The sequence below is a fragment of the Polaromonas sp. genome (assembly GCF_031411155.1).
In the GTDB taxonomy this organism is placed as follows: domain Bacteria; phylum Pseudomonadota; class Gammaproteobacteria; order Burkholderiales; family Burkholderiaceae_C; genus Polaromonas.
This window is the reverse complement of record NZ_JANOAL010000241.1, coordinates 1-2,060: the sequence shown is the minus strand read 5'-3', so window position 1 is coordinate 2,060 and position 2,060 is coordinate 1. Positions and strand designations below refer to the sequence as shown.

The following is a 2,060-nucleotide window of genomic DNA, read 5'->3' as shown; positions in this document are numbered from 1 at the left end:
CGGCCGATGCCGCCGTGAAAAAGCTGCCCCAGGTGCAGGGCCAGGACCAGATCCAGGTCGGCCAGGAGCTGGCCAAACTGCTGCAGGCGACCGAAAAAGAAGCCATCAAGCGCAACGACCAGTTCATTGCCGGCGAGCTGTTTCTGCTGGCCGTGGCCGACAGCAAGGCCGATGTGGGCAGGATGGCCCGCGAAAACGGCCTGAGCCGCAAAGCGCTGGAAGCCGCGATTGACGCGGTGCGCGGCGGGCAGGGCGTGAACAGCGCCGATGCCGAGGGCCAGCGCGAAGCGCTCAAGAAATACACGCTGGACCTGACCGAGCGCGCTCGCCTCGGCAAGCTCGACCCGGTGATTGGCCGCGACGACGAGATCCGCCGCGCCATCCAGGTGCTGCAGCGCCGCACCAAGAACAACCCGGTGCTGATTGGCGAGCCCGGCGTCGGCAAGACCGCCATTGTCGAAGGCCTGGCCCAGCGCATCGTGGCGGGCGAGGTGCCCGAGTCGCTCAAGGGCAAACGCGTGCTGAGCCTGGACATGGCGGCGCTGCTGGCCGGTGCCAAGTTTCGCGGCGAGTTTGAGGAGCGCCTGAAAACCGTGCTCAAGGAACTGGCCCAGGACGAAGGTCAGACCATCGTCTTTATTGACGAGCTGCACACCATGGTCGGCGCCGGCAAGGCCGAGGGCGCGATGGACGCGGGCAACATGCTCAAGCCGGCGCTGGCGCGGGGCGAGTTGCACTGCGTAGGCGCCACCACGCTCGACGAATACCGCAAGTACATCGAAAAAGACGCCGCGCTGGAGCGCCGCTTCCAGAAAATCCTGGTGGACGAGCCCACGGTGGAAGCCACAATTGCGATTTTGCGTGGGCTGAAGGAAAGGTACGAGCTGCACCACGGCGTGCAGATCACCGACCCGGCCATCGTGGCCGCCGCCGAGCTGAGCCACCGCTACATCACCGACCGCTTCTTGCCCGACAAGGCGATTGACCTGATCGACGAGGCGGCCAGCAAGGTCAGCATTGAGCGCGATTCCAAGCCCGAGGTGATTGACCGGCTGGACCGTCGCCTGATCCAACTGCAGATCGAGCGCGAAGCCGTGCGCCGCGAAAAAGACGAGGCCTCGCAAAAGCGCTTTGGCCTGATCGAAGACGAAATCGCCAAGCTGCAAAAAGAGATCGCTGACCTCAACGAAATTCTCCAGGCCGAAAGAGCTCAGGCGCTGGGTTCCAAGGATGTGATGGAAGAGATTGACCGTAGCCGCTTCCAGATCGAAGAATTCACCCGCAAGGGCGATTTCAACAAGGTGGCCGAGCTGCAATACGGCAAGCTGCCCGAGCTGGAAAAGCGCCTCAAAGCGGCGCAGGACAGCGAAGCCCAGAAGGGCGCCGACAACGCGCCCAAGCTGCTGCGTACCCAGGTTGGCGCCGAAGAAATCGCCGAGGTCGTGGCGCGCTCCACCGGCATCCCGGTCAGCAAACTGATGCAGGGCGAGCGCGACAAGTTGCTGCTGATGGAAGGCAAGCTGCACGAGCGCGTCGTCGGCCAGGCAGAAGCCATAGGCGCGGTCGCCAACGCGATTCGGCGCTCACGCTCGGGCCTTTCCGACCCGAACCGGCCCACCGGCAGCTTTTTGTTCCTCGGTCCCACCGGCGTCGGCAAGACCGAGCTGTGCAAGGCACTGGCCGGCTTTTTGTTTGACAGCGAGGACCACCTGATTCGCGTCGACATGAGCGAGTTCATGGAAAAGCATTCGGTGGCCCGCCTGATAGGCGCGCCGCCCGGCTATGTGGGCTATGAGGAAGGCGGCCACCTGACCGAAGCCGTGCGGCGCAAGCCCTATAGCGTGCTACTGCTTGACGAGATCGAAAAAGCCCACCCCGATGTCTTCAACGTGTTGCTGCAGGTGCTGGACGACGGCCGCCTGACCGACGGCCAGGGCCGCACCGTGGACTTCAAGAACACCGTGATCGTGATGACCAGCAACCTGGGCTCGCACATGATCATGCAGATGGCCGGGCAGGATTCGGAGTTGATCCGCGAGGCGGTGTGGGGCGAGGTGAAG

At 63.9% G+C, this 2,060-nt stretch carries 1 protein-coding gene; it reads left to right on the top strand.

Annotation, left to right across the window (positions count from 1 at the left end):
- Nucleotides 1-2,060: AAA family ATPase (locus tag RMO23_RS14515; protein ID WP_309682940.1), on the top strand; the 2,060-nt coding region annotated here is incomplete at both ends.